This is a genomic window from Paenibacillus sp. FSL H8-0261 (assembly GCF_045040645.1).
Taxonomy (GTDB): Bacteria; Bacillota; Bacilli; order Paenibacillales; family Paenibacillaceae; genus Paenibacillus_AQ.
Map to the genome: position 1 here is coordinate 5293458 of NZ_CP150297.1, position 20342 is coordinate 5313799.

At 43.0% G+C, this 20342-nt stretch carries 20 protein-coding genes; 4 read left to right on the forward strand and 16 right to left on the reverse strand.

Translation table 11 applies throughout. The features are described 5' to 3' along the window. Positions 1–188 precede the first annotated feature (188 nt). The 4 genes from MHI27_RS23605 to MHI27_RS23620 form a co-directional block, all read right to left on the reverse strand. Positions 189–1898, reverse strand: coding sequence for a peptide ABC transporter substrate-binding protein (locus MHI27_RS23605; RefSeq protein ID WP_042190881.1), 1710 nt, complete (start codon positions 1896–1898; stop codon positions 189–191). A 151-nt stretch (positions 1899–2049) separates the two neighbouring features. Next, positions 2050–2436, reverse strand: a complete 387-nt coding sequence (locus MHI27_RS23610; RefSeq protein ID WP_042190883.1) for a DUF3397 domain-containing protein — start codon at positions 2434–2436, stop codon at positions 2050–2052. 27 nt (positions 2437–2463) lie between these two features. Then, complete coding sequence (locus MHI27_RS23615; RefSeq protein WP_405174826.1) at positions 2464–3420, reverse strand: ketopantoate reductase family protein; 957 nt, start codon at positions 3418–3420, stop codon at positions 2464–2466. Between the two features lie 164 nt (positions 3421–3584). Further along, on the reverse strand, positions 3585–4235 hold the full coding sequence (locus MHI27_RS23620; RefSeq protein ID WP_042130271.1) for an RsfA family transcriptional regulator: 651 nt from the start codon (positions 4233–4235) through the stop codon (positions 3585–3587). A gap of 345 nt (positions 4236–4580) precedes the next feature. Here MHI27_RS23620 and MHI27_RS23625 point away from each other — a divergent pair, with 345 nt between their 5' ends. After that, complete coding sequence (locus MHI27_RS23625; RefSeq protein ID WP_042130273.1) at positions 4581–4817, forward strand: DUF2626 family protein; 237 nt, start codon at positions 4581–4583, stop codon at positions 4815–4817. Positions 4818–5144: 327 nt separating this feature from the next. After that, a complete protein-coding gene (locus MHI27_RS23630) occupies positions 5145–6272 on the forward strand; it encodes a hypothetical protein (RefSeq protein ID WP_262495767.1) in 1128 nt (375 codons plus the stop codon). Here MHI27_RS23630 and MHI27_RS23635 read toward each other — a convergent pair. Both MHI27_RS23635 and MHI27_RS23640 read right to left on the reverse strand, forming a co-directional pair. Further along, the gene (locus tag MHI27_RS23635) at positions 6264–7490 is read right to left on the reverse strand and encodes an extracellular solute-binding protein (RefSeq protein WP_042190887.1); all 1227 of its coding nucleotides are present in this window, start codon (positions 7488–7490) and stop codon (positions 6264–6266) included. The genes MHI27_RS23630 and MHI27_RS23635 overlap by 9 nt on opposite strands. Positions 7491–7877: 387 nt before the next feature. Continuing rightward, positions 7878–9209: a PhoH family protein gene (locus tag MHI27_RS23640; RefSeq protein ID WP_042190890.1), complete on the reverse strand. Its 1332-nt coding sequence runs from the start codon at positions 9207–9209 to the stop codon at positions 7878–7880. A gap of 105 nt (positions 9210–9314) precedes the next feature. Here MHI27_RS23640 and MHI27_RS23645 point away from each other — a divergent pair, with 105 nt between their 5' ends. Further along, positions 9315–9890, forward strand: coding sequence for a YhcN/YlaJ family sporulation lipoprotein (locus MHI27_RS23645; RefSeq protein WP_042190892.1), 576 nt, complete (start codon positions 9315–9317; stop codon positions 9888–9890). A 29-nt stretch (positions 9891–9919) separates the two neighbouring features. Here MHI27_RS23645 and MHI27_RS23650 read toward each other — a convergent pair whose 3' ends face one another. From MHI27_RS23650 to MHI27_RS23675, 6 genes are all read right to left on the reverse strand, one after another. Continuing rightward, on the reverse strand, positions 9920–10372 hold the full coding sequence (locus MHI27_RS23650; RefSeq protein ID WP_042190894.1) for a pyridoxamine 5'-phosphate oxidase family protein: 453 nt from the start codon (positions 10370–10372) through the stop codon (positions 9920–9922). Between the two features lie 101 nt (positions 10373–10473). After that, positions 10474–11571: an LCP family protein gene (locus tag MHI27_RS23655; protein ID WP_405174827.1), complete on the reverse strand. Its 1098-nt coding sequence runs from the start codon at positions 11569–11571 to the stop codon at positions 10474–10476. Between the two features lie 83 nt (positions 11572–11654). Beyond that, positions 11655–11951 (reverse strand): YlaH-like family protein, encoded by a 297-nt coding sequence (locus MHI27_RS23660; RefSeq protein ID WP_042190898.1) that lies wholly within the window; start codon positions 11949–11951, stop codon positions 11655–11657. A 124-nt stretch (positions 11952–12075) separates the two neighbouring features. After that, positions 12076–13917: a translational GTPase TypA gene (typA, locus tag MHI27_RS23665; RefSeq protein WP_042190900.1), complete on the reverse strand. Its 1842-nt coding sequence runs from the start codon at positions 13915–13917 to the stop codon at positions 12076–12078. Between the two features lie 206 nt (positions 13918–14123). Next, a complete protein-coding gene (locus tag MHI27_RS23670) occupies positions 14124–14633 on the reverse strand; it encodes a hypothetical protein (protein WP_042190902.1) in 510 nt (169 codons plus the stop codon). A gap of 269 nt (positions 14634–14902) precedes the next feature. After that, on the reverse strand, positions 14903–15562 hold the full coding sequence (locus tag MHI27_RS23675; protein ID WP_405174828.1) for a TerC family protein: 660 nt from the start codon (positions 15560–15562) through the stop codon (positions 14903–14905). A 173-nt stretch (positions 15563–15735) separates the two neighbouring features. On the opposite strand from MHI27_RS23675, the gene MHI27_RS23680 reads away from it, so the two are divergent. Further along, positions 15736–16428, forward strand: a complete 693-nt coding sequence (locus MHI27_RS23680) for a TerC family protein (protein WP_405174829.1) — start codon at positions 15736–15738, stop codon at positions 16426–16428. Positions 16429–16465: 37 nt separating this feature from the next. Here the strand turns inward: MHI27_RS23680 and thiI are convergent, their stop codons facing one another. The 4 genes from thiI to MHI27_RS23700 form a co-directional block, all read right to left on the reverse strand. Further along, a complete protein-coding gene (gene thiI, locus MHI27_RS23685; RefSeq protein WP_231573334.1) occupies positions 16466–17752 on the reverse strand; it encodes a tRNA uracil 4-sulfurtransferase ThiI in 1287 nt (428 codons plus the stop codon). Between the two features lie 3 nt (positions 17753–17755). After that, on the reverse strand, positions 17756–18907 hold the full coding sequence (locus MHI27_RS23690) for a cysteine desulfurase family protein (RefSeq protein ID WP_405174830.1): 1152 nt from the start codon (positions 18905–18907) through the stop codon (positions 17756–17758). A 127-nt stretch (positions 18908–19034) separates the two neighbouring features. After that, positions 19035–19742, reverse strand: coding sequence for a lytic transglycosylase domain-containing protein (locus tag MHI27_RS23695; protein ID WP_076284776.1), 708 nt, complete (start codon positions 19740–19742; stop codon positions 19035–19037). A 182-nt stretch (positions 19743–19924) separates the two neighbouring features. Next, positions 19925–20338, reverse strand: a complete 414-nt coding sequence (locus MHI27_RS23700) for a DUF5353 domain-containing protein (RefSeq protein WP_231573335.1) — start codon at positions 20336–20338, stop codon at positions 19925–19927. Between the last annotated feature and the right edge of the window lie 4 nt (positions 20339–20342).

Below are 20342 nucleotides of genomic sequence, written 5' to 3' on the forward strand. Positions count from 1 at the left end.
GCATTATATTGATTTTATGAAAAAAACGGATTTTTGTCCATTTTCTAAATATGTTATAAATAACAATAAATAACAAATAGACGGAAATACAAAAAAAAGGGATATATATGGAGTTCCACATATATATCCCGAAGTATTGTGTTACTTCAGTCAACTAACTATTCTGTTTAAATTACATGAGCTAAATCTTAGTGCTCAAGCAAGTATCCACGAGTCAAGTCAATTGCACCACTGAAGTCAAGAGTAACACCTTTGAGGTACTCTTTAGTCAGGGAGTTGTTAGTGTAGTAGTACAAAGGAATCAATACTTGATCTTGCTCGATGAGCAATTTCTCAGCTGCTGCAAACTTGTCTTGACGTACTTTCAAGTCAGTACTTGCTTTAGCTTCGCTGATCAATTTATCATACTCAGGGTTAGCGTAACCAGTATCATTGTTACCGCCACCTGTTACCCACATATCAAGGAAAGTCATTGGATCATTGTAATCCGCAGTCCAACCAGCACGTGCAACTTGGTAGTTCAGGTTTTGACGGTTTTCAATAAATACAGCCCACTCTTGGTTAACGGTTTGTACGTCGATACCAAGATTGTTTTTCCACATATCAGCAATCGCCAAAGCGATTTTCTTGTGACCTTCACTTGTGTTGTAAGTCAAAGAGAATGTAGGCAGTTTATCCATACCTTCTTCTTTCAGACCTTCAGCAAGCAAAGTTTTAGCTTGTTCTAGATCTTCAGTGAAGTAGCTATCTTTAACTGCTGTACGGTATTCACCATCAGCACCAGCGATACCCGGAGGTACATAACCGAATGCTGGGAATTGTCCACCTTGTACTACATTGTCAATCAAAGCTTGACGGTTAATCGACATTGCAAGAGCTTTACGGATTTTAGCGTTTGTGAAAGGTTTTTCAGTGATATTGAATTCGTAGTAGTATACGGAAGCAATACCTTTACGGCTGAATTCTTTAGGAAGTTCTTTTTGCACGATTGGAATTTGTTCTGATGGAATTTCACCAGTTGGTCCACCGGCACGATCGTATTCACCGTTCTTGTAGCTGAGCAGTTCAGTTGCACCGCTGTTTACAAGGGAGAAGTCGATTTTGTTAAGTTTAATGGAATCTTTATCCCAGTATTTATCGTTTTTAGTTACAACAAGTGTTTGACCTGTAGTCCACTCAGTAAGAGTGAAAGCACCGTTAACGATCATAGTATCTTTGCTTGTTGCCCATTTTGGATTACTCTCAATGGATTTGTGTACAGGGTAATAAGTGTAGAAGGAAAGCAATCCAAGGAAGTAAGGAGTTGGGGCTTCAAGAGTAACTTCGAGAGTTTTCTCATCAACCGCTTTGACACCTACTTGACTGAAATCGGTAATTTCCTTGTTGTAGAACTTTTGAGCATTTTTGATGTAGTACAATTGATAAGCGTAAGGTGCAGCGGATGCAGCAGCAGGATCGAGCACGCGTTTCCAAGCGCGAACGAAGTCTTCTGTTGTTACAGGATCGCCATTACTCCATTGTGAATCACGGAGTTTGAAAGTATATACCAGACCGTCAGCGGAAACATCCCAGCTTTCAGCAACACCTGGTTCAGCTTGACCAGATTCAGCATTCATGCGAGTCAGACCTTCGTACATTGTTGTCAGGACAGTGTGAGCTTGGCTATCTTGAGCCAATCCTGGGTCAAATGTTGGAGGCTCAGAGCTTAGGTTGATTCTCAGTGTTTGGTCCGCAGCCAATTTCTCTTCTGTAGCCGCATTACCAGTTCCCGTGTTACCAGTGTTACCAGCATTACCTTTATTGCCGCTGTTCGCGTTGTTTCCGCCGCAGCCAGCAAGCACTGTGCCGATAACAAGTACTAATGCAAGCATTAGCAATAGACTTTTACTCTTCTTCATCTAGCAGTTCCCCCTAAATAGAATGTGGTATATGGTTTATGATTATACAACCAGTGGTCAAAAAAATCTAGTGGTATGTTTTCAGAAAATTCTTTTTTTATTAAAACTTTAAACTTTTGTGACGTTGCCGCTTCACCGGAGCAGTGGAACATTACATCGCTTGTGATATGTACTTAATTAGCCCTACAAACATAAATAATAAATATCCGACGCTCATAAAAAAGAAGGAAAGTCTCCAAACTGCCCGAAATAACCGCTTCCCATCTACTTTTCCTTTCAGTCGATTCTGAGCGCCTCCAATCAATCCAGTGGATATTAATACAATAAGTAGTATAAGATAAAACCCAAAACCGTTATTAAACAAGTTGTTAAATAATGCGGAGACCGATAATAATAAAAAAAATGTAGTCACGTCCATAGCGAGCATAAAAGTTTTCTTTTTATCTTTTTTTAACCCTCTTCCAATGAAATAAACAATTAAAAACGGTATTATTGGAATCAAACTTAAAGTACCGACCGAATTCATCAGCAATCCCATAGCTTCACCTCTCCTCCGAGATCATACCTATATTCCCTCAACTAATTGGCAGATCAAGCGATGTAAAGGAACCAATGTTCCAGTGCGTTCTGCCATTTCTACAAGACTTCCATTGATCCAATGAATTTCTGTGCTTCTTGAAGCTAGAACATCTGCCAGCATGGACGAAGTATTGCCAGCCGTTGTCCTGCACACTTTAAGAATGTTATCCCACGCATCATGATCATAAGTAATTCCGAAGGCATCATATACCATAGTAGCTTCTCTAAAAAGTTCTTTCATTAACTGCAGGCGCTCTTCTGAAGCAAGCAGTTCACCATTTGGAATACGCCAAATCGCTGTGAGCGGATTAATAACGGCATTGATTAGGAGCTTCCGGTAAATCATGGTATCCACTTCATTCGACAAAAAGGCTGAGAATCCTGCCATAATGAGAACTTCTATTAAATAATTCACTTGTAAATCAGTATGTATACTATGGGCTTGTCCATCCTTTAAGCTCCATTTCCCTATCCATACCTCCCCCACACCTGCATGAATGACCTCAGTTAAAGACTTTCGCTTCGCAGCTTCTGTTGTTACGGCAGCATATAAATTAGCTTTCGGCAGCAAGTTACTGAGCATCTCCATATGTCCAATGCCATTTTGAACACAAATGATGTGTACCTGTTGTTCCCTAAGAGGGGATAGAAATTCAGGTAAAACATTATGTAGTATGTCCTGTTTAACCGTTACTATGATCCAATCACTGGGCTCACGAAGATAGGCATCTGCAAATCCCTCTATTGGTGCGGTCACAAATCGATCCCCCGAAATCGAAATCGGATCGCGCCCATCCTCATAGCTCACAGTTAAGCCCTCATCTTTTAATTTCCGGCACTGCTCTACCCCTCGACACCACAATCTCACTTCATTCCCGGACTGGGCCAGCCTCCCTGCCAAAAGCAGCCCAAGTGAACCCGCACCGATTATATCGATTTTCATCTGATCCTCCTGTTGATCTCAAGCGCAATTTTTCTAAGTATAGCCTTAATATACCAAGAAGAACCGCCGTTGTCGTCCTCCATAAATGACAATACAAAACCAAAACGCCCGCAAATGGCGCTAATAAAGCGAACCACTTACGGGTGTTTTAATTTGCCTATCTTTTATTCAATACGTTCTAAATTCCCATTCCCATCCATTTTAAAACGAGTCTTCATTTCTTCTTCTTCTTCGTTTAAGAAAGCTAGCCTACGCGCACGATCCATAATCTGAATTAAAGCTTTGTAATCATCATTGACTACCCGGTAGTCACTTTGAGCAAGATTAACCTCTTTTGACAACCGCTCATTCTCAGATCTTAATTCTGTTAATTCATCTTCCTTCTCGCGCAAATCTCTCTCCAGCATTTTCAGCTGGCGTCCTGCCTCCTGGATTGTACCTTTCCATTGTCTCAGGAAACGTATAACCGCATCAATGGATAATGTGTTTTCACTTAATCCTTCGCCTCGTCCGAATTCCTCATCGGTATCCCCGAGAATCAGACCCGCTACCTGCGCTCCTCTTACCGACGGTTGCTTTTTCAGGTAACTTCTCTTTTGACGTTGGCCTTTAGCGATTCCAATTGCACCTTCATAGCTTTTTCGAACACAGCTGTTCCAGCGGAATCCGCAAGCAGCCGACGTTCTGCCGATTTTCTCACCCACTTCTTCAAAAGCAGCAAGTTGTGTACTGCCCTCCCGAATGTGGCGCAAGGTTACTTCTGCCAGTATTAGATCATCTTCTGCACTCCAAGCATCCTGTCTAACGGCTGTCATCCAACCAAACCTCCTAACAACATCTTGAAATAACCATCTCCATAACCGACAGCTCTGCCGGGTAGTGAATAGGGATAAAAGCTGCTTACTCCATTTCTATGCTTCTCATAGAGTTCATAGAATCTATTTGATACTAAATTGTATTTCCATTATCTGCCCACATCATACGCTTTAAGTAATAAATTCTCTTTTTTCAAGCACTAATCACTTCAGTCAATTATAAAAATCACATTTTTTCAAGATTAGTGTATTTTTTTCAATGAATTCGTTTACACATTTTTACTGAACGGGTATAATAAGTCGAAGGAATATTCGTGAGATACATACTGGAAGGGGGACTCTCTCTTGGACCGCATGTTTCGGGTATTAGGTTTTTTTACATTGGCTATTGGATTGATGGCTTTCGCCGGAGGTCTGACAGAAATGGCCTTGCTTTTCTTTTTGCAAACCGCTTTTTTCGTAATTCTCGGTTATTTGAAGTTTACTGAAAAAACTTATGTCCTACTTTTCTGGGCATACATGATTTTGACTTTCACCGGTTTCAGCTATTGGACGATCTTTCAAATGGGTCTTCCACTATAAATTGCAGTACTCTCTTGAAGCGGATGAGGTCCTTATCTAATAAGGATCACTTCCGTTTTTTTGTTTATCAGTTAATATATTATATATGAGGTCCCCCAAATACCTGTGTACGCATTGAAGGATAGCCTCACTTTGTGGGGATTTTTTGTATGTATGCTATTTTAGAAGGGTTAAACATATTATTAGTACATACATATATCCATTCAGGAAGAACCGGTTTTGCCGTCTTTTACAGACAGTTTCCGTTTCTACGAGAAATAGAAGGATGATTTATGGAGTGAAACAGATAAATTCTTATCTTAAATTTCAAAAAAAGGTGGTGGTGTGGTGCGCTCCCGCAATGCCCAAAGCCGCATGATGGCAACCATACTAATTCTCTTCTGCTGTACATTGTTTCCGTTACAATCTACGATGTACCTGTCTGCCGATCCTAGCGGTTCTTTTTTCAATTCCTCTATACCAGATAATGAAGAAACCCGTAAACTTCTGGAGCAGACCTTATCTTCCGCAGAAATCGAACGGGAGATCATCAAGATTACAGCTGAACAAAAAGCGCTTGAAGAAAAGGTAGATTACCTAGAAGAGCAAGCTATCCAGAAAAAATCTGCCATCGCAAACCAACAAGAGCGTGCAGGCGCGGTCCTTCGTTCTTATTATATGGGGGATAGAGACGGTCTCTTGGCCGCATTTCTATCCGCGAAGAGCATTAGCAGATTCCTGGCACTATTCGATTATTATGAAATTATTATCGGAAATGACCGCAACATTCTCACACAATACGAGGACCAATATAAGGATCTAAAGAAGACCCTCCAGACTGCACAGCGCAGCTCGAAGGATCTTGCACAGCTGCGAACCGCTCTGGAGGAACAGAAAATTAGGGTAGCCGCGCTCAATAAAGAAATTGAAGGTGGGATTAAAGACAGTAGTGATCCTGATAATATGAGCGCTCTACTTCAAGAATTCACATTATATTGGGAGAATATTGGTTTGCGCGAGGTAAAGACTTACTTCAAAGCATTGTCTTCCGCAATGAATAAATTACCGCAGTTTGTCCAGAATCGAGAGGGAGTTCTTACACGTAAGGGGATGACTTATGTTCTGAATCTGAAGGAAGAGGATTTAAACGAATTCCTTCAGTCCCAGAATAAGCTATTTAACGATTTCGCATTTCATTTTAATGACGGAACGATTACTGCCACAGGAAAAAGTGGAGCTTTAGCCCTTTCATTAACCGGTCACTACATCATACAGGAAGAACCCATCAACGGACTTATATTCCAAGTAGATCATGTTGTATTTAATGGTCTCGAATTACCTGACACCACTAGAAGAACACTTGAGGAGGAATTTGATTTAGGCTTTTACCCTGGAAAAATCGTTTCTTTCCTCCGCGCCACAGAAGTAGATAGTAAAGAAGGCGTCCTCCAAGTTAAACTTTCTATCTCATTCTAAGCCTTCCTTGATGAAATCTTTGTACCCGGCCGCATCCATTTTTCCTGTAAGCAGTAAGGATACTGCTTCAACAATCTTACTCCAGCCGCCTTGGAATTCGACCTCCGGGGCGGTTTCTTCTGTCAGTAATAATTCGACTCCAAAAGGAAGCCTATATTTGAAATCATGCTCTGAACGATAAAGGACATCCAGCGCAGGCAAGCTTCCCGTGTTCTCCAGCCAATCCATTTGAGAATCCTCAGAAGTGATAAACGTCAGCCAATTCACGGCTTCCTTTGGATTTGGGGACTGAGCTGGAAGTGCAAAGGAACGGCTGTAATAAGATTCAAGTCCTCTCCCGTTACTTGCGGTCAGTGGTGCTTCAGCAACTAAAGACGAATTCCCATGTTTTTTCCACTCAGATAGCGGTAGAGCAGCAACAGCAACGCTTCCGCTCTGAATCATATCCCAAACATCTTTGTTATATCGACTGGTAAGGTAAAAATAACTGCGAGCATTCTGAGTCCAATTTATCACTTCTTGGTTATCCGATAGCAAGCTGCTGTTCATACTCTCCATAACAGCGGACAATCCATATGGATTACGTGTATCCATTGCGAGCAAATATTTTCCTTGCTCTTTAAGCACATTCTGAAGCAACGTGTTCCACTGTTCCAGACTTCTTGGTAAGGTAGTGAATCCCAGTTCCGCAAGACGCTGTGGTGAATAAACAAGTACATAAGGGTCAATATCCAGCGGCACTCCCCAATTATATCCGTTCCATTGCATCCATGGGATTAACTGAGTTAACGGTGCAGTTCCCGGAATGCTCTGATACACATCCACCGGCAATAAATATCCACGTGTAGCCCAGTCGAGAATACTTCGTCCATCCGCCATAACGATATCCGGGCTATCCCCGATGGTTAGATCATGCTTCAAAACTTCGTCTGCATCCTCGCTATCAATATTTCTTAATATTACCTTTACTCCACTTTCTAAAGTATAACGATTGCTTAAAAGCTCCAGTTCATTGAATTCCTCACTATTTAACGATACTGTTATGCGCAGGCTATCTATAGTTCCCTCTTCCCCTGAAGAGGGGTTTGTCGACTGACTTTGTGGTTTTTTCATAGGATGTGGGTCGTTATTGGTACTCAATTCCATACTGGGTGACAAGCTTGTCAGTGATAGTAGTAAAATTGCAAAAAGCAGCCAATAATTTTTGCGTTTCAGCACAATTCCCCACCTTCCCCATGATTCGTCACCCCTATTTTACCAAACCAGCCGCTGCTTGTCTTTAGAATGTGAAAACGTTCTCTTTCTATTATATAGGGGAAACGACGGAAGAGTTTATTCGTGCATAATTCTTTGGTGAGCGAAGGGCGCTCCGTGTGCGGATTATTCTTCCGATCGCTGTTGTCTCCAGATTTATGGATTATATTCCTAAACGGTATAAATCCGGAGACAAAGGCGAGCGCTAACGCTTCTACAGAACAATTCCTCCCCCTCCGCTGACCGCGCTCAATCTAAAGCACCACAACCGTTAATTCCCTCCGCCGTTTTTCGGCGGGCAGGAAAAAGCCGGGAGTTTATGCTTCTCCCGGCTGAAAAGAGGATTGAAGGTTAGAGAAGATCCGCTGCCAGTTGGGCCAGACGGGAACGCTCGCCTTTTTCCAAAGTAATATGTCCGCTAATCCCTTGCTGCTTAAACTTCTCAACAATATAACTAAGTCCGTTACTCGCAGCATCCAAATATGGATGATCGATTTGCTCCGGATCCCCCATAAGAATCACTTTGCTTCCTTCACCCGCTCTGGAGACGATTGTCTTCACCTCATGACGGGAAAGGTTCTGAGCTTCATCAATAATAATGAACTGCGCAGGGATTGAACGGCCACGAATATAAGTTAAGGCTTCTACCTGTATGCTGCCTAAGCCCATTAAGATTTTATCTATATCGCCAGCTTTTTTGGTGTCGAACAGAAACTCCAGATTATCATAAATAGGCTGCATCCAGGGTCTGAGCTTCTCATCCTTCTCTCCGGGTAAATAACCAATGTCTTTACCCATAGGAACTACTGGACGAGCAATAAGCAGTTTTTTGTATTTATGCTCATCCTCAACTTTGAATAGTCCGGCAGCAAGCGCCAATAATGTCTTCCCTGTACCAGCCTTACCCGTAATGGTTACAAGCGGGATTTCATCATTGAGAAGCAGCTCCAATGCCATTCGTTGCTGAGCATTTCGGGCGCTGATCCCCCAAACTGAATCATTGCCCAGATAAAGCGGCTCCAGACGGGTCGCATCACTATTCACTTTGAGAAGAGCTGATTTGCCCGTGCCTATCTCATCCTTGAGGATCACAAATTCATGTGGGTACAAGGGATATGACAACCCGAGCTGTTTAACCGTTAAAGAGCGGTGACTGTAATATTCATCAATCAATGCCGGATGTACCTGCAGAGATTGGTAACCAGTGTAAAGTTCATTTAAATCTCCAGTGCGATCTGACAAGTAATCCTCTGGCGTAATTCCTAGCACATCCGCTTTAATACGAACCAGCACATCCTTACTCACAAGCACTACGGGACGCGGATCAGGCTTCTCTTTCTCTTCGATTAAATAGTTGAGAGCTACAGCCAAAATCCGATTGTCGTTAGATACCTCACCAAACATTTCCTGTACCTTCACAAAACTGCGATGGTTAAGTTCTACCTTCAGCTTGCCTCCATGCTCCAGCTCCACACCACTATGCAAATGACCTAGCTCACGAAGTCCATCGAGCAATCGGGAAACCGTGCGGGCATTTCGACCGATTTCGTCAGCGTTGCGCTTTTTGGAGTCGATTTCTTCCAGCACAACCGCCGGAATAACCACCTCATGCTCCTTGAAAGAGAAAATCGAATTGGGGTCGTGCAAAAGCACGTTGGTATCTAGCACAAATATCTTGTTCATATTATCCCCTCCACAGCGCCTGGTTTGATTGATCATACATAACTCTTTCCGCCAAGGGAAAAGATAAGGTACAGAAACGATCTTGGCTGAAAGGAGTAATCACATATGAGAAAATCAATGTGTCTGTTGCTGGTACTGCTGCTATTGACAAGCTGCGGTATCGCTAATAAAAAGACATCACCCTCTCCTCAGAATAAACAATCTGCGAATGCTGTAAAGGGTACGGGAAACCATGAGGTTCGGCAATTGGCCAACGATGGTGCAACTAATCCTAAGGCCACCTCAAAAGCTGGTCACACCGTCAGTGTTAAGGGCGAAAGTGAAATTGCACTTAAGGACCATTTTGAACAGTTGGCCAAAAGAGTTCCTGGTGTGAATGGTGCACACTGTGTAGTCATGAACAAGGTAGCCATTGTAGGTCTTGACGTAGAAGGTTCTCTAGACCGATCACGTGTTGGAAGCATTAAATATTCTGTAGCGGAAGCTATCCGCAAAGACCCTAGAAGCGTACGTGCACTTGTCACTGCCGATATGGATCTCTCCAGCCGCTTAGCGGACATGAGCCGTCACATCTCTCAAGGACATCCAATTTCCGGATTCTCATCCGAACTGGCTGATATCATCGGTCGAATCATGCCGCAGCTGCCAGAGGATACTAAGCCGATTAAAAATGCACAGTAGAGGACAAAAAAAGCCCAGTGATATTCTCACTAGGCTTTTTTCATGGCAGCAAATACTTGTCCGTCCAGCTTCTCAGCGGCACGTCCATCATAAACCTTTGCATATCTTGGGGCGGATTCAAGCTGCGCTCCATAAAAAAGCGCGTTACGCACCGCCATAATTTCAACATCAAAGCAGCACATCTTGAAAGGTACATCCTGAAGTGGATCCTGCTTTACAACGGCATTGCCGTTAATAGCATAGACAGTGCCCTCACCGAACACAGTGACGGTTACTAACGGGTTGACCTTCATGTTGTTCACGAGTCTGGAACGATGATCTACAGCCAGACGCACAGTACTAGGACTAACTGCATAAATCCACGAAATGGCCGTGGACGTTGGACCTCCTGATTCCGCATCAACTGTGTTGAGAAGAACAAAAGTTTCCGATTGCAGCATCGATAACAAGGTTTCGTTCAGCTGAGCAACGGCTTCGGACATAAGTACTGGCCCCCTATGCGGCGTAAATTCATTCAATTTATTATATTATAGCACAGGCTGAAACTTGCATTCAATTTTAGGGCGAAGTGTTATTAAGGATTTTAAGGCGCCTCAGTGGATTCTGAAGTGGAATTAGCAGAAACTCCTGCTAATCGATCCTGCAAGCTTTTCTTGGCAGCCTCAAGCTCCTCATCATTAATATATACATACGGACTTCGCCACGTTCCAGTCACGGGCTTGAATTCGATATCATCTTTGGAAATCTTCCAATAAGTCGCAATCATATCTTTAATCTGCGAATTTTCGATATCAGTCTTCATATTACTATCCACTGCGTCAAGTACCTTGCCTATTTTTAATACTCCACCAAGCGATTGCATCTGATCCACCAGTGAATGAAGGACCTCATTCTGACGTTTGTTCCGATCAAAATCGTCTGAACCCTTAGTCTTAGGCTTGCAATTAGATTTACGGTATCGCACATAATCTAGCGCTTTATCTCCATCAAGCTCCGCCGGACCTTTTTTCAAATTGATATTCGTACCGTCGACGCTGTCTGTATAACACATATTATCGCTAATGTTGACTTTGAATCCACCAAGCTCGTCCACCACATCGCGGAAGCCTTGAAAATCCAGAATCGTTGTATAATCTACGTCAATATCTAGATATTTCCCCATCATTGTCTTCATCTCATCTTCTGCCAAAATACCAGAAGAATCTTCTTTCCCCTTAAAGCGAGCATAGAATTCGTTAATCTTCGTTTGCTTGTATCCATTGAGCTCAACTAAGGTATCGCGCGGAAGAGAGACAATGGTTGCTGATTTTGTCTTAGGATTAAGCGCTGCAACCATAATAACATCTGTCAATCTAGATTGATGTTTTGGTCTATTATCCGTACCCAGGATAAGCATCGTCAGTGGTTTTTCTGTAGCCGAATGTCCTGGTGCAACCGTTCCTTTACTACCTGCATTAAAGACCCCATTTTCAAGCTTCCAATACAGATAGCCCCCGTAGCCCAATACGCCAAGAATCGCAATAATGAGTAAGGTTAACAGGATTCTAACTAATCTGCCAAAAAAGCCTCTCTTTTGCGGTTTCTTCTTTTTTTTCTTAGGAGCACCCTTCACAGGCTGTTTTCTATTATTCGGTTGTTGACCACTTGCTCGTGGAGGTAAACTGCTGTTTCGTGTACTCATAGTAGAATAAAGTCCTCTTCATTTCATTTGGAATTAAAATTGCTACACTTAAATAGACGTTGCATAAGCAGTAAAAGTTTCGATTACTGTCTTTTTGCTGCAGCTGCAGCCTTTCTCTTCTGTCGAGCTTCTACGATATAACGTATCCGTACCATCAGCATTAATCCGACGGCGACCAGCAGACACTGAATGATCGGTAGCTTATCATGTTGAAAAATGAGGAGCATGCCGGAGCCGATTGCCATCATTATGTACAGCATAATCTCTTTGCCAATCGATAACTTTTGATTCACACGAAATACCTGATTATACACAAATGTAAGCAATATAAAAATAACAATATAAGCGACGATTGGATGCTCAGCAAACCAGACTTGCATAGATACCGCACTCCTCCCAAATTTAAGATACGTTTACATTATATCATCAGTAAGGGAAGTTTTTGTTATAAAAAAACCGCCGAAAGTTAAACCTCCGACGGCTCTTTACTATAATAAGCTGATCTTACGCGTTTGCTTGTGCCATTTTACGTTGCTTCTCTACACGTTCGCGTTCGCCTTTGTTCAGAATCTTTTTGCGCAAGCGAATGGATTTAGGTGTGATTTCACAATATTCATCATCATTCAAATATTCAAGTGCGCCTTCCAAAGAGAAGGTACGTGGTGTCTTCATTTTTACAGTATCGTCCTTACCTGAGGTACGCATGTTGGTAAGTGCTTTTTCTCTACAGATGTTAACGATAATATCGTTATCACGGGTATGCTCGCCTACGATCATACCTTCATAAATTTCTGTACCTGCATCCAAGAAGAGAATACCACGATCCTCAACGCCCACTATTCCATATTGTGTTGTTGATCCAGTCTCACTGGCTACAAGCACACCTTGATGACGTCCGCCAACTTGACCAGCAACCAGTGGAGCGTAGCTGTCAAAAGCATGGTTCATAACGCCGTAACCACGTGTCAAAGTCAAGAAGTAAGTGTTGTAACCAATCAAACCACGTGCAGGAATCAGGAACTCCAGACGTACTTGACCCGTACCGTTGTTAATCATGTTGACCATTTCGGCTTTGCGAGTGCCCAGACTTTCCATAACAGAGCCCATGCTTTCTTCAGGAATGTCAATCATAAGACGCTCAAGTGGCTCCGATTTAACACCATCGATTTCTTTAATGATTACTTGTGGTTTAGAAACTTGCATTTCATAACCTTCACGACGCATATTCTCGATCAGAATACCAAGGTGAAGCTCACCGCGTCCAGAAACGATAAATGCATCAGGACTATCCGTTTCATCCACACGCAAACTCACATCTGTCTCAAGTTCTTTAAAGAGACGCTCACGCAGTTTACGGGAAGTTACCCATTTACCTTCTTTACCAGCAAAAGGACTGTTATTCACAAGGAAAGTCATTTGCATCGTAGGCTCGTCGATCTTAAGAACAGGCAGTGCTTCTGGATTCGCTGGATCAGCAATGGTCTCACCAATGTTAATGTCCTTGATCCCTGCGATAGCAACGATATCCCCTGCGCCCGCTTCTTCTGTTTCAATACGTTTTAAACCTTGGAACCCGAACAATTTCTCAATACGTGCGGTTTTACTCTTACCGTCACGCATAATTACAGTTACAGATTGACCTTGTTTGATCACACCGCGGTTTACACGGCCAATAGCAATACGACCCAAGTATTCGTTATAATCCATCAACGTTACGAGGAATTGAAGCGGGTCTTCTACACTTTCAGTTGGAGCTGGGATATGCTCAACGATTGTTTCGTAAAGTGAAAGCATTGTCTCATCTTGCTTCTCAGGAACCATGCTTGATGTACCATTAAGAGCAGATGCATAGACAACCGGGAATTCCAATTGTTCGTCATTTGCTTCAAGTTCGATGAACAAATCGAGCACTTCATCAATAACTTCCTTAGGACGAGCAGCTGGACGGTCAATCTTGTTCACGACAACGATCGGTGTAAGTTTTTGTTCCAATGCTTTACGCAGAACGAATTTCGTTTGCGGCATGCAGCCTTCATAAGCATCAACAACCAGCAATACACCGTCAACCATTTTCATAATCCGTTCTACTTCGCCACCGAAGTCAGCGTGTCCAGGTGTATCCACAATATTGATCAAAAACTCTTTATAAGTAATTGCTGTATTTTTAGCTAGGATTGTAATTCCGCGTTCCCGCTCGATATCGTTAGAGTCCATAGCGCGTTCTTGTACGTGTTCGTGTGCGCTGAAGATCCCCGATTGCTGAAGAAGCTGATCGACGAGTGTTGTTTTGCCATGGTCAACGTGGGCAATGATCGCAATGTTGCGAATATCTTTTCTTGAATGCATGATTTGTATCCAAATCCTCTCATTTATCAAATTAAAACTGTTAAAATTCTTAGCATGTCACGGCAGTCTCACAAAAGAAGCGCCAGGCAGAAAGCCGACGCTTCAACATAACATTAATATTATAGTGAAAGCACTATGAAAAGCAAGTCTTTTTATGAAAAAAACAGTTGGCAAATTCCGTTTTTTTTCACAAGATCCAACATTAATTAACTTCGATACCATCTATTTCGGCCACGAGTTCTACCCCGACCTGTAATCAGCCAAATTCCTGCCACAATGAATACAATACCAATTAGATAGATCACACCCGTACCCATAAGACTGAAAATACAAAGCGCTATGCTTAGAACGCCTAGTATTACAGCAATTGCAGATAGTCCCCCTGACCGTCTTGGAGAATTTATGGAATATTCATACAGACCTACGGCAATGCCGAGCAGAAGCACAGGCCATAAATATTTCATAAGCCCCCATCCCCATATATTGCAAAGACCAAACAATAAACCATATACCGTTAATATTCCCGCGGGAATCAATACTGTTGCCGAAGCGCGGCGGCTAAAAAATAACATATGTAGAACCAATCCTGGAAGTAAAATCACTAGCGGCCAAAGGGCTCGTCCCAAAAATCCGAAGACCCCCAGCTTACCGAATAAAATCAAGACGCCCGCAGCTACAATGAATATACCTAATCTCATGTCATTCTTGGAAGACATCCTTCACCCATCCCTTCAAATTCACGTCTACCTCATTACCTTGCCGTCTCATACCCAGAAAACGACAGGATTCTTATTCATATATTATCTGAAACATACACAAAATGCCATCACTGACCACGCAAAACATCCCCACAAAGTGGCGCTTTGCTTCGATGCGTACTCAGGTACTTTGCGGGGGCCCCAAATATATACTTTCTGATACGTCAAAAAAGGACGATTCCAATTTATGGAGATGTCCTTGTAGTATTGCCTTTTATTGCAATTTATTAACCTAGTGATGTTGTTCTTCGTTTAACTGCTCCTGTAACAACTACTAATATTCCTAAAGCTATCGGCAGTATGGAATGCGTGGATGGGAGCAAAAAGGAGAGCATTGTCCCTAATTTTGCATCCTGAAGCATCATATCACCTGCTGTAAAGGCTAAAATATAAGCGCCGATAAATATGAGTATCGGAAATCTATGCAGCCACCCCACAATGAGGCCACTTCCCCATACTACAATCGGAATGCTGAGCGCAATCCCGATGACAATTAAAGCCAAATCCCCTTTGGCTAGACCGGCAATTGCCAGGACATTATCAAGACTCATAATAAAATCAGCCACGAGAATCGTTCGGATGGATTTCCATACGGAGGATGTTTCCGCGACTCTAAGGTCCTCCTCTTCTTCCAGCAGCAGCTTGAACGCAATCCATAGCAGCAGAATTCCTCCTCCAGCCTGGATATAAGGGATTTTCAACAGTAATACCGCAACAAAAGTTAGCAAGCAGCGCAGAATAACAGCTCCCGCAGCTCCCCACCATACCGCAATCTTCCGGTGCTTCTCCGGAAGGTCCTTACTGGCCATCGCGATGACCATAGCATTATCTCCACTCAGCACAAGATTGATCATCAATATTTCACCAAGGAGCAACAATGATTCCATTCGCTTTTACCTCCCCGAATCACATGTAACTACATGTATGTTCGGAAGTGACAAGCTATGCTTCCTGTCCAACTTTTTTTTGAGGATGAAAGCATGTATGCCCCTTTTTTTGCGTATACAAAACTAAGCATATCTTCGTGCTCATCTTAACTAACTTTAGGGGTGACAATGCCTTGAATACATCCATATGGGAGTTTGTATTATCACTGCTCAATATTATTTTTCTAGATCTCATTCTGGCGGGAGACAATGCCATAGTCATCGGACTTGCTGCGCGTAATTTGCCGATCAGCACTCAAAAAAAAGCAATTGTGCTTGGAACAGCAGGTGCCGTCGTATTACGGATTTTCGCAACGGTTCTGGTCGTATGGTTATTAAAAATCCCTTGGTTACTGCTGGCAGGCGGGATTTTACTTATTCTAATTGCCTATAAGCTGTTAACAGATGAGAACAATTCAACGAATATCAAGGCTGGTCAAAGCTTAGGGGCCGCTGTGGGTACAATCATTCTAGCCGATGCTGCGATGGGACTGGATAATGTCATCGCCATTGCGGGAGTCGCTAAGCACAATATCTCTCTAGTTGTCATAGGACTGTTAATCAGCGTTCCAATTGTGGTCTGGGGAAGCACTCTCTTTATTAAATTAATCAACAAATATCCATGGATTATTTATATTGGCTCAGCAGTCCTAGGGTTTACAGCCTCAAGCATGATTACAGATGAGCAGCAGCTATCCCCATTTTTTGAGCAGCATCCACTATTGAGAGCTCTGTTTATATTTGTGATCATTGTTGGCATCTTAATTGGAGGACACTGGAGACGCCAATCAAGCCATAATAATTCAAAAAAGCTGCCTCAACCGTAGATGTTGCTACGAATGAGACAGCCTTTTGTTTATAATATTAGAACCATTCTTCCTGTAATCCAGCCTGAGCACTTACTACATCTTTAGGCTTCTCATCTCCATACGGAGTGATCAGCACGGTCTCCGTGGCTTCAATCGCTGCGTCCAGTAATGCAGAGTAACCTGGGAGCGTAGCTTCAATCTTATCTACAATCCGTAAATTCGGATTCGTTGTAGGTGATTTAGGTACAAATAATGTACAGCAATCCTCATAAGGAAGAATTGACAGGTCATAGGTGCCGATATTCTTAGACAGCTCTACAATATCACTTTTGTCCATCATTACCAGCGGACGTAAAAGAGGAAGTTCTGTCGCACGACCGATCACATTCATACTTGGTAACGTCTGGCTAGCAACCTGTCCAAGACTTTCACCGGTTACGATCGCGAGGGCACCCTCACGTTCAGCAAGCTGTGTAGTAATTCTCAGCATAGCTCGACGCATCAACGTAATAATCAGATTATCCTGACCTATTCCGGTAAAAGATGTCTGCACCTCTGTAAAAGGTACTAAGTGTAGCTTGATGACTCCCGCATATCGTGACAATACCCGCGTAAGATCAACCACCTTTTGCCGGGCAAGCTCACTCGTATAAGGATAACTATAGAAATGTACGCACTCCACTTCGAGTCCACGACGCATGGATGACCAACCGGCTACAGGACTATCAATGCCTCCGGACAGCAATAACATCGCTTTTCCATTCGTACCAAGCGGAAATCCACCAACACCAGCAATATTTTCACAAAATATAAAAGTATGACCTTGACGAATTTCGACTTTCAGCTCCAATTGAGGTGACTTTACATCCACAGTAAGTCCGGAATAGCCTTGCAGCAGTGGTGTCGAGACTAGCTTATTCATCTCCATGGAGCCATATGGGAACTCTTTCCACACCCGGCGTGCATTAACTTTAAATGTAGTTCCCGGTGCAGGAGCGATGATCTCCAAAAAATGACGGCTGACAGCCACAATATCCTCGAGATCTGACTTGGCCACCTTTACCGGACTGACAGAAGCGATTCCGAATACATTCTTCAATGCTTCTACCAATGGGGCAGCAGTTTCTCCATTCAGTTCCACGTAAATTCTTCCAAATTCTTTGGTTAGAACCACCTTTGGATATGGCTTAATCATTTCTTTCACATGACGTAGTACCGTTTTCTCAAATCTGGCACGGTTTTTGCCCTTTAATGTAAACTCCCCGAAACGCAAAAGCAGCATATCGGCATAATCAATACTATTGGCACTGCCTTTAGCAGATTCTTGATTCATCACACTCATTAGTTACTTCATACCTCCTTCAGCAATCTTTAAAGCTCGTACCGCAGTAATTAGTGCTTTCTCAAGCGCTGCGACATCTTCTTCAGTGTGACTATCACCGAAACTGATGCGGATGCCTCCTGAAGCTACAGAGACATCTTTCCCCATAGATAATAGAACACGACTAGGTTCTGCCAGCCGGGAGGAGCAAGCCGATCGAGTAGAAACAGCCATCCCTAGTTCCTCCAGCTTACGGGCGAACACTTCCCCTTTCATGCCAGGGTATGAGAAATGCACAATATGAGGGGCTCCATCCTCTCTGCTGTTTATAACAAATTCAGGAACGCTGTGCAAGAAGCGTAACAGCCGATCCCGAAGTGGGAGCAATCGGGCATAGAAGGTTTCGCGCTGCTCAACACCCATCCGCACGGCTTTGGAAGAAGCAACAATTGCAGGTACATTCTCAGTTCCAGCACGTAGTCCCTCTTCATGAGAACCACCTGAAAGTAAAGGGAACAGTTGAATTCCTTCTTTAATATAGAGAAGCCCCGCTCCGCGAGGACCTCGAATTTTGTGAGGAGACAAGCTGTAAAGATCCGCTTTCCAACCTTTGAGGTCAACAGCAAGCTTACCATATCCCTGAACACCATCCACATGAAATAAGGTTCGTGGATTTACGGATTTAATCAGCCTGCCAATCTCCATCAGCGGCTGTACTGTTCCAATTTCATTATTTACATGCATCACACTTACGAGTACGGTATCACGCCGTACTTCAGCAGCCACTCGCTCTGGATCAATCATTCCAGTGCTGTCAGGCGCTACAAAAGTAATCTCCCAGCCATTTTGCTGCAGCTGCAGACAACTTTCATACACAGAGGGATGCTCTATTTCTGTAGTTATCAGATGACGTCCTCTTGATTGATATTGCAAAGCAGCACCTTTAATGGCTAAATTGTTACTCTCCGTAGCCCCAGATGTAAATAGGATCTCCTTTGCTTGTACAGATAACGCAGCTGCACATACTTCTCGTGAACGCCTGATCAGCTTTGCCGCTTCACTACCGGCACGGTGTAAGGAGGACGGGTTAGCATAATGCAGCTTCATAATTTGTTCCATCGTCTTCACCACGTCTTCATAGGGTGGTGTGGCGGCGGCATAATCCCAGTAAAGCATATATCGATTGTCTCCTTTACTTCTTTAAAGTACAGAATCATTCTTTATTAAATTTCGAAAAAGGATCAAACGGTGATCCCAAATACCAGCATGTGGTTTAAGGGAAATACCTGTTTGATCCTTTTTATTATACAGCGTATTCCGCGCGAGCGCGTTCTATTTTAGTGAGATAAGACTGCGTCTCTTTAGGGAGCAGTGTAAGTTTCTCCAATAATTCTTGATCATTGCTTACTCCAAGGTTAATTACCCTTGCAGGCCCTGCATTGTAAGCCGCTAATGCCATCTTTTCCTGTCCGTCAAAGCGTTTCAATTGATAAGACAGATAGCGTACACCACCATCAATATTTTGAGCAGGATTGAATGAATCAGAAACCCCTAAACCACGCGCTGTTCCATCCATTAATTGCATTAATCCTTTAGCACCAGCCGAAGAGACAACGTTTGGATTAAAGGAAGATTCTGTATCAATTACAGCTTTTATCAAATCGACTGGCACCCCGTACTTAGCACTCGCCGTTTGAATCAGATCATCATAGCTTGTTGGTTTAGTATCCGTTATTTCCCCGGAAATTACACTATCGATGCTTTCAGCTGTTCCGATCTGTTGCCATAACAAGCTACTAACTGATGAAGCATCCGGAAGTGACGTCAAGAAGTTTGTATCCCCGCCATTAGACGAGTTAGAAGATAAAGCTTGAAGCATTGCTGCAAACTGAGAGGCTGACGCGCCCGATCTTTTAGTTTCATTTGCTGAGCTACTCTTGTCGGTTGCACTCTTTAAGCTTACCCATTTAAGCTGCCCTAACCCATTGGTTACAGCGGGATTAATCTCCATACCGGCGCACTCCTTTGATCCTGTTGAATCATATCTATTGGTCTAACCTTAGATTTCGATGAATTACGGCTTAATATTACATTTTATCCGAGATTATTGCTATATGCTGGAATGAAAAACAGACTTCAGACCCTGATATTTAGGTCTAAAGCCTGTTATAATTCAAACTTACCAGTTCATTTTTAGCGAGCAAAGGGTATCATCACAAAGTAACTAAGTGTGGATACAATCCCTAACCCCATCGCCCATGCCCCAAGCGTTTTTTGCTCCTTGGCATATGCATAATAACCAATCACAACTGAAATGGGCCCAAGTATGATGGACCAGAGAAACAAGGAGGCAATACCCATAGCTAGCCCAGTATAACCTATCGCTTTGCTTCCACTATATTCCTCTTCATGCTCCTTAGCTTCACTCGCCACGCGTGGTGTTGTATCCCGGATCGGCATCGAAACCGGATTCACCTCTGCGGCATATTCCTCTTGATGTTCTCTGTCCCGGCGTGGATAGTCTACTCTGCGTGGACGCAAAATAACTTTTCTCGGACCGGATTGTTCATTTGATGAACCTGATTCATGTTCCTTTTCTCTGTCCATTAGG

What these genes read in the sequence shown, in the direction of transcription:
- MHI27_RS23605 (WP_042190881.1), bottom strand. Translation starts at nt 1,898, where the DNA reads ATGAAGAAGAGTAAAAGTCTATTGCTAATGCTTGCATTAGTACTTGTT.
- MHI27_RS23610 (WP_042190883.1), bottom strand. Translation starts at nt 2,436, where the DNA reads ATGGGATTGCTGATGAATTCGGTCGGTACTTTAAGTTTGATTCCAATA.
- MHI27_RS23615 (WP_405174826.1), bottom strand. Translation starts at nt 3,420, where the DNA reads ATGAAAATCGATATAATCGGTGCGGGTTCACTTGGGCTGCTTTTGGCA.
- MHI27_RS23620 (WP_042130271.1), bottom strand. Translation starts at nt 4,235, where the DNA reads ATGACAGCCGTTAGACAGGATGCTTGGAGTGCAGAAGATGATCTAATA.
- MHI27_RS23640 (WP_042190890.1), bottom strand. Translation starts at nt 9,209, where the DNA reads ATGAACAAGATATTTGTGCTAGATACCAACGTGCTTTTGCACGACCCC.
- MHI27_RS23645 (WP_042190892.1), top strand. Translation starts at nt 9,315, where the DNA reads ATGAGAAAATCAATGTGTCTGTTGCTGGTACTGCTGCTATTGACAAGC.
- MHI27_RS23650 (WP_042190894.1), bottom strand. Translation starts at nt 10,372, where the DNA reads ATGTCCGAAGCCGTTGCTCAGCTGAACGAAACCTTGTTATCGATGCTG.
- MHI27_RS23655 (WP_405174827.1), bottom strand. Translation starts at nt 11,571, where the DNA reads ATGAGTACACGAAACAGCAGTTTACCTCCACGAGCAAGTGGTCAACAA.
- MHI27_RS23660 (WP_042190898.1), bottom strand. Translation starts at nt 11,951, where the DNA reads ATGCAAGTCTGGTTTGCTGAGCATCCAATCGTCGCTTATATTGTTATT.
- typA (WP_042190900.1), bottom strand. Translation starts at nt 13,917, where the DNA reads ATGCATTCAAGAAAAGATATTCGCAACATTGCGATCATTGCCCACGTT.
- MHI27_RS23670 (WP_042190902.1), bottom strand. Translation starts at nt 14,633, where the DNA reads ATGTCTTCCAAGAATGACATGAGATTAGGTATATTCATTGTAGCTGCG.
- MHI27_RS23675 (WP_405174828.1), bottom strand. Translation starts at nt 15,562, where the DNA reads ATGGAATCATTGTTGCTCCTTGGTGAAATATTGATGATCAATCTTGTG.
- thiI (WP_231573334.1), bottom strand. Translation starts at nt 17,752, where the DNA reads ATGAGTGTGATGAATCAAGAATCTGCTAAAGGCAGTGCCAATAGTATT.
- MHI27_RS23690 (WP_405174830.1), bottom strand. Translation starts at nt 18,907, where the DNA reads ATGCTTTACTGGGATTATGCCGCCGCCACACCACCCTATGAAGACGTG.
- MHI27_RS23695 (WP_076284776.1), bottom strand. Translation starts at nt 19,742, where the DNA reads ATGGAGATTAATCCCGCTGTAACCAATGGGTTAGGGCAGCTTAAATGG.
- MHI27_RS23700 (WP_231573335.1), bottom strand. Translation starts at nt 20,338, where the DNA reads ATGGACAGAGAAAAGGAACATGAATCAGGTTCATCAAATGAACAATCC.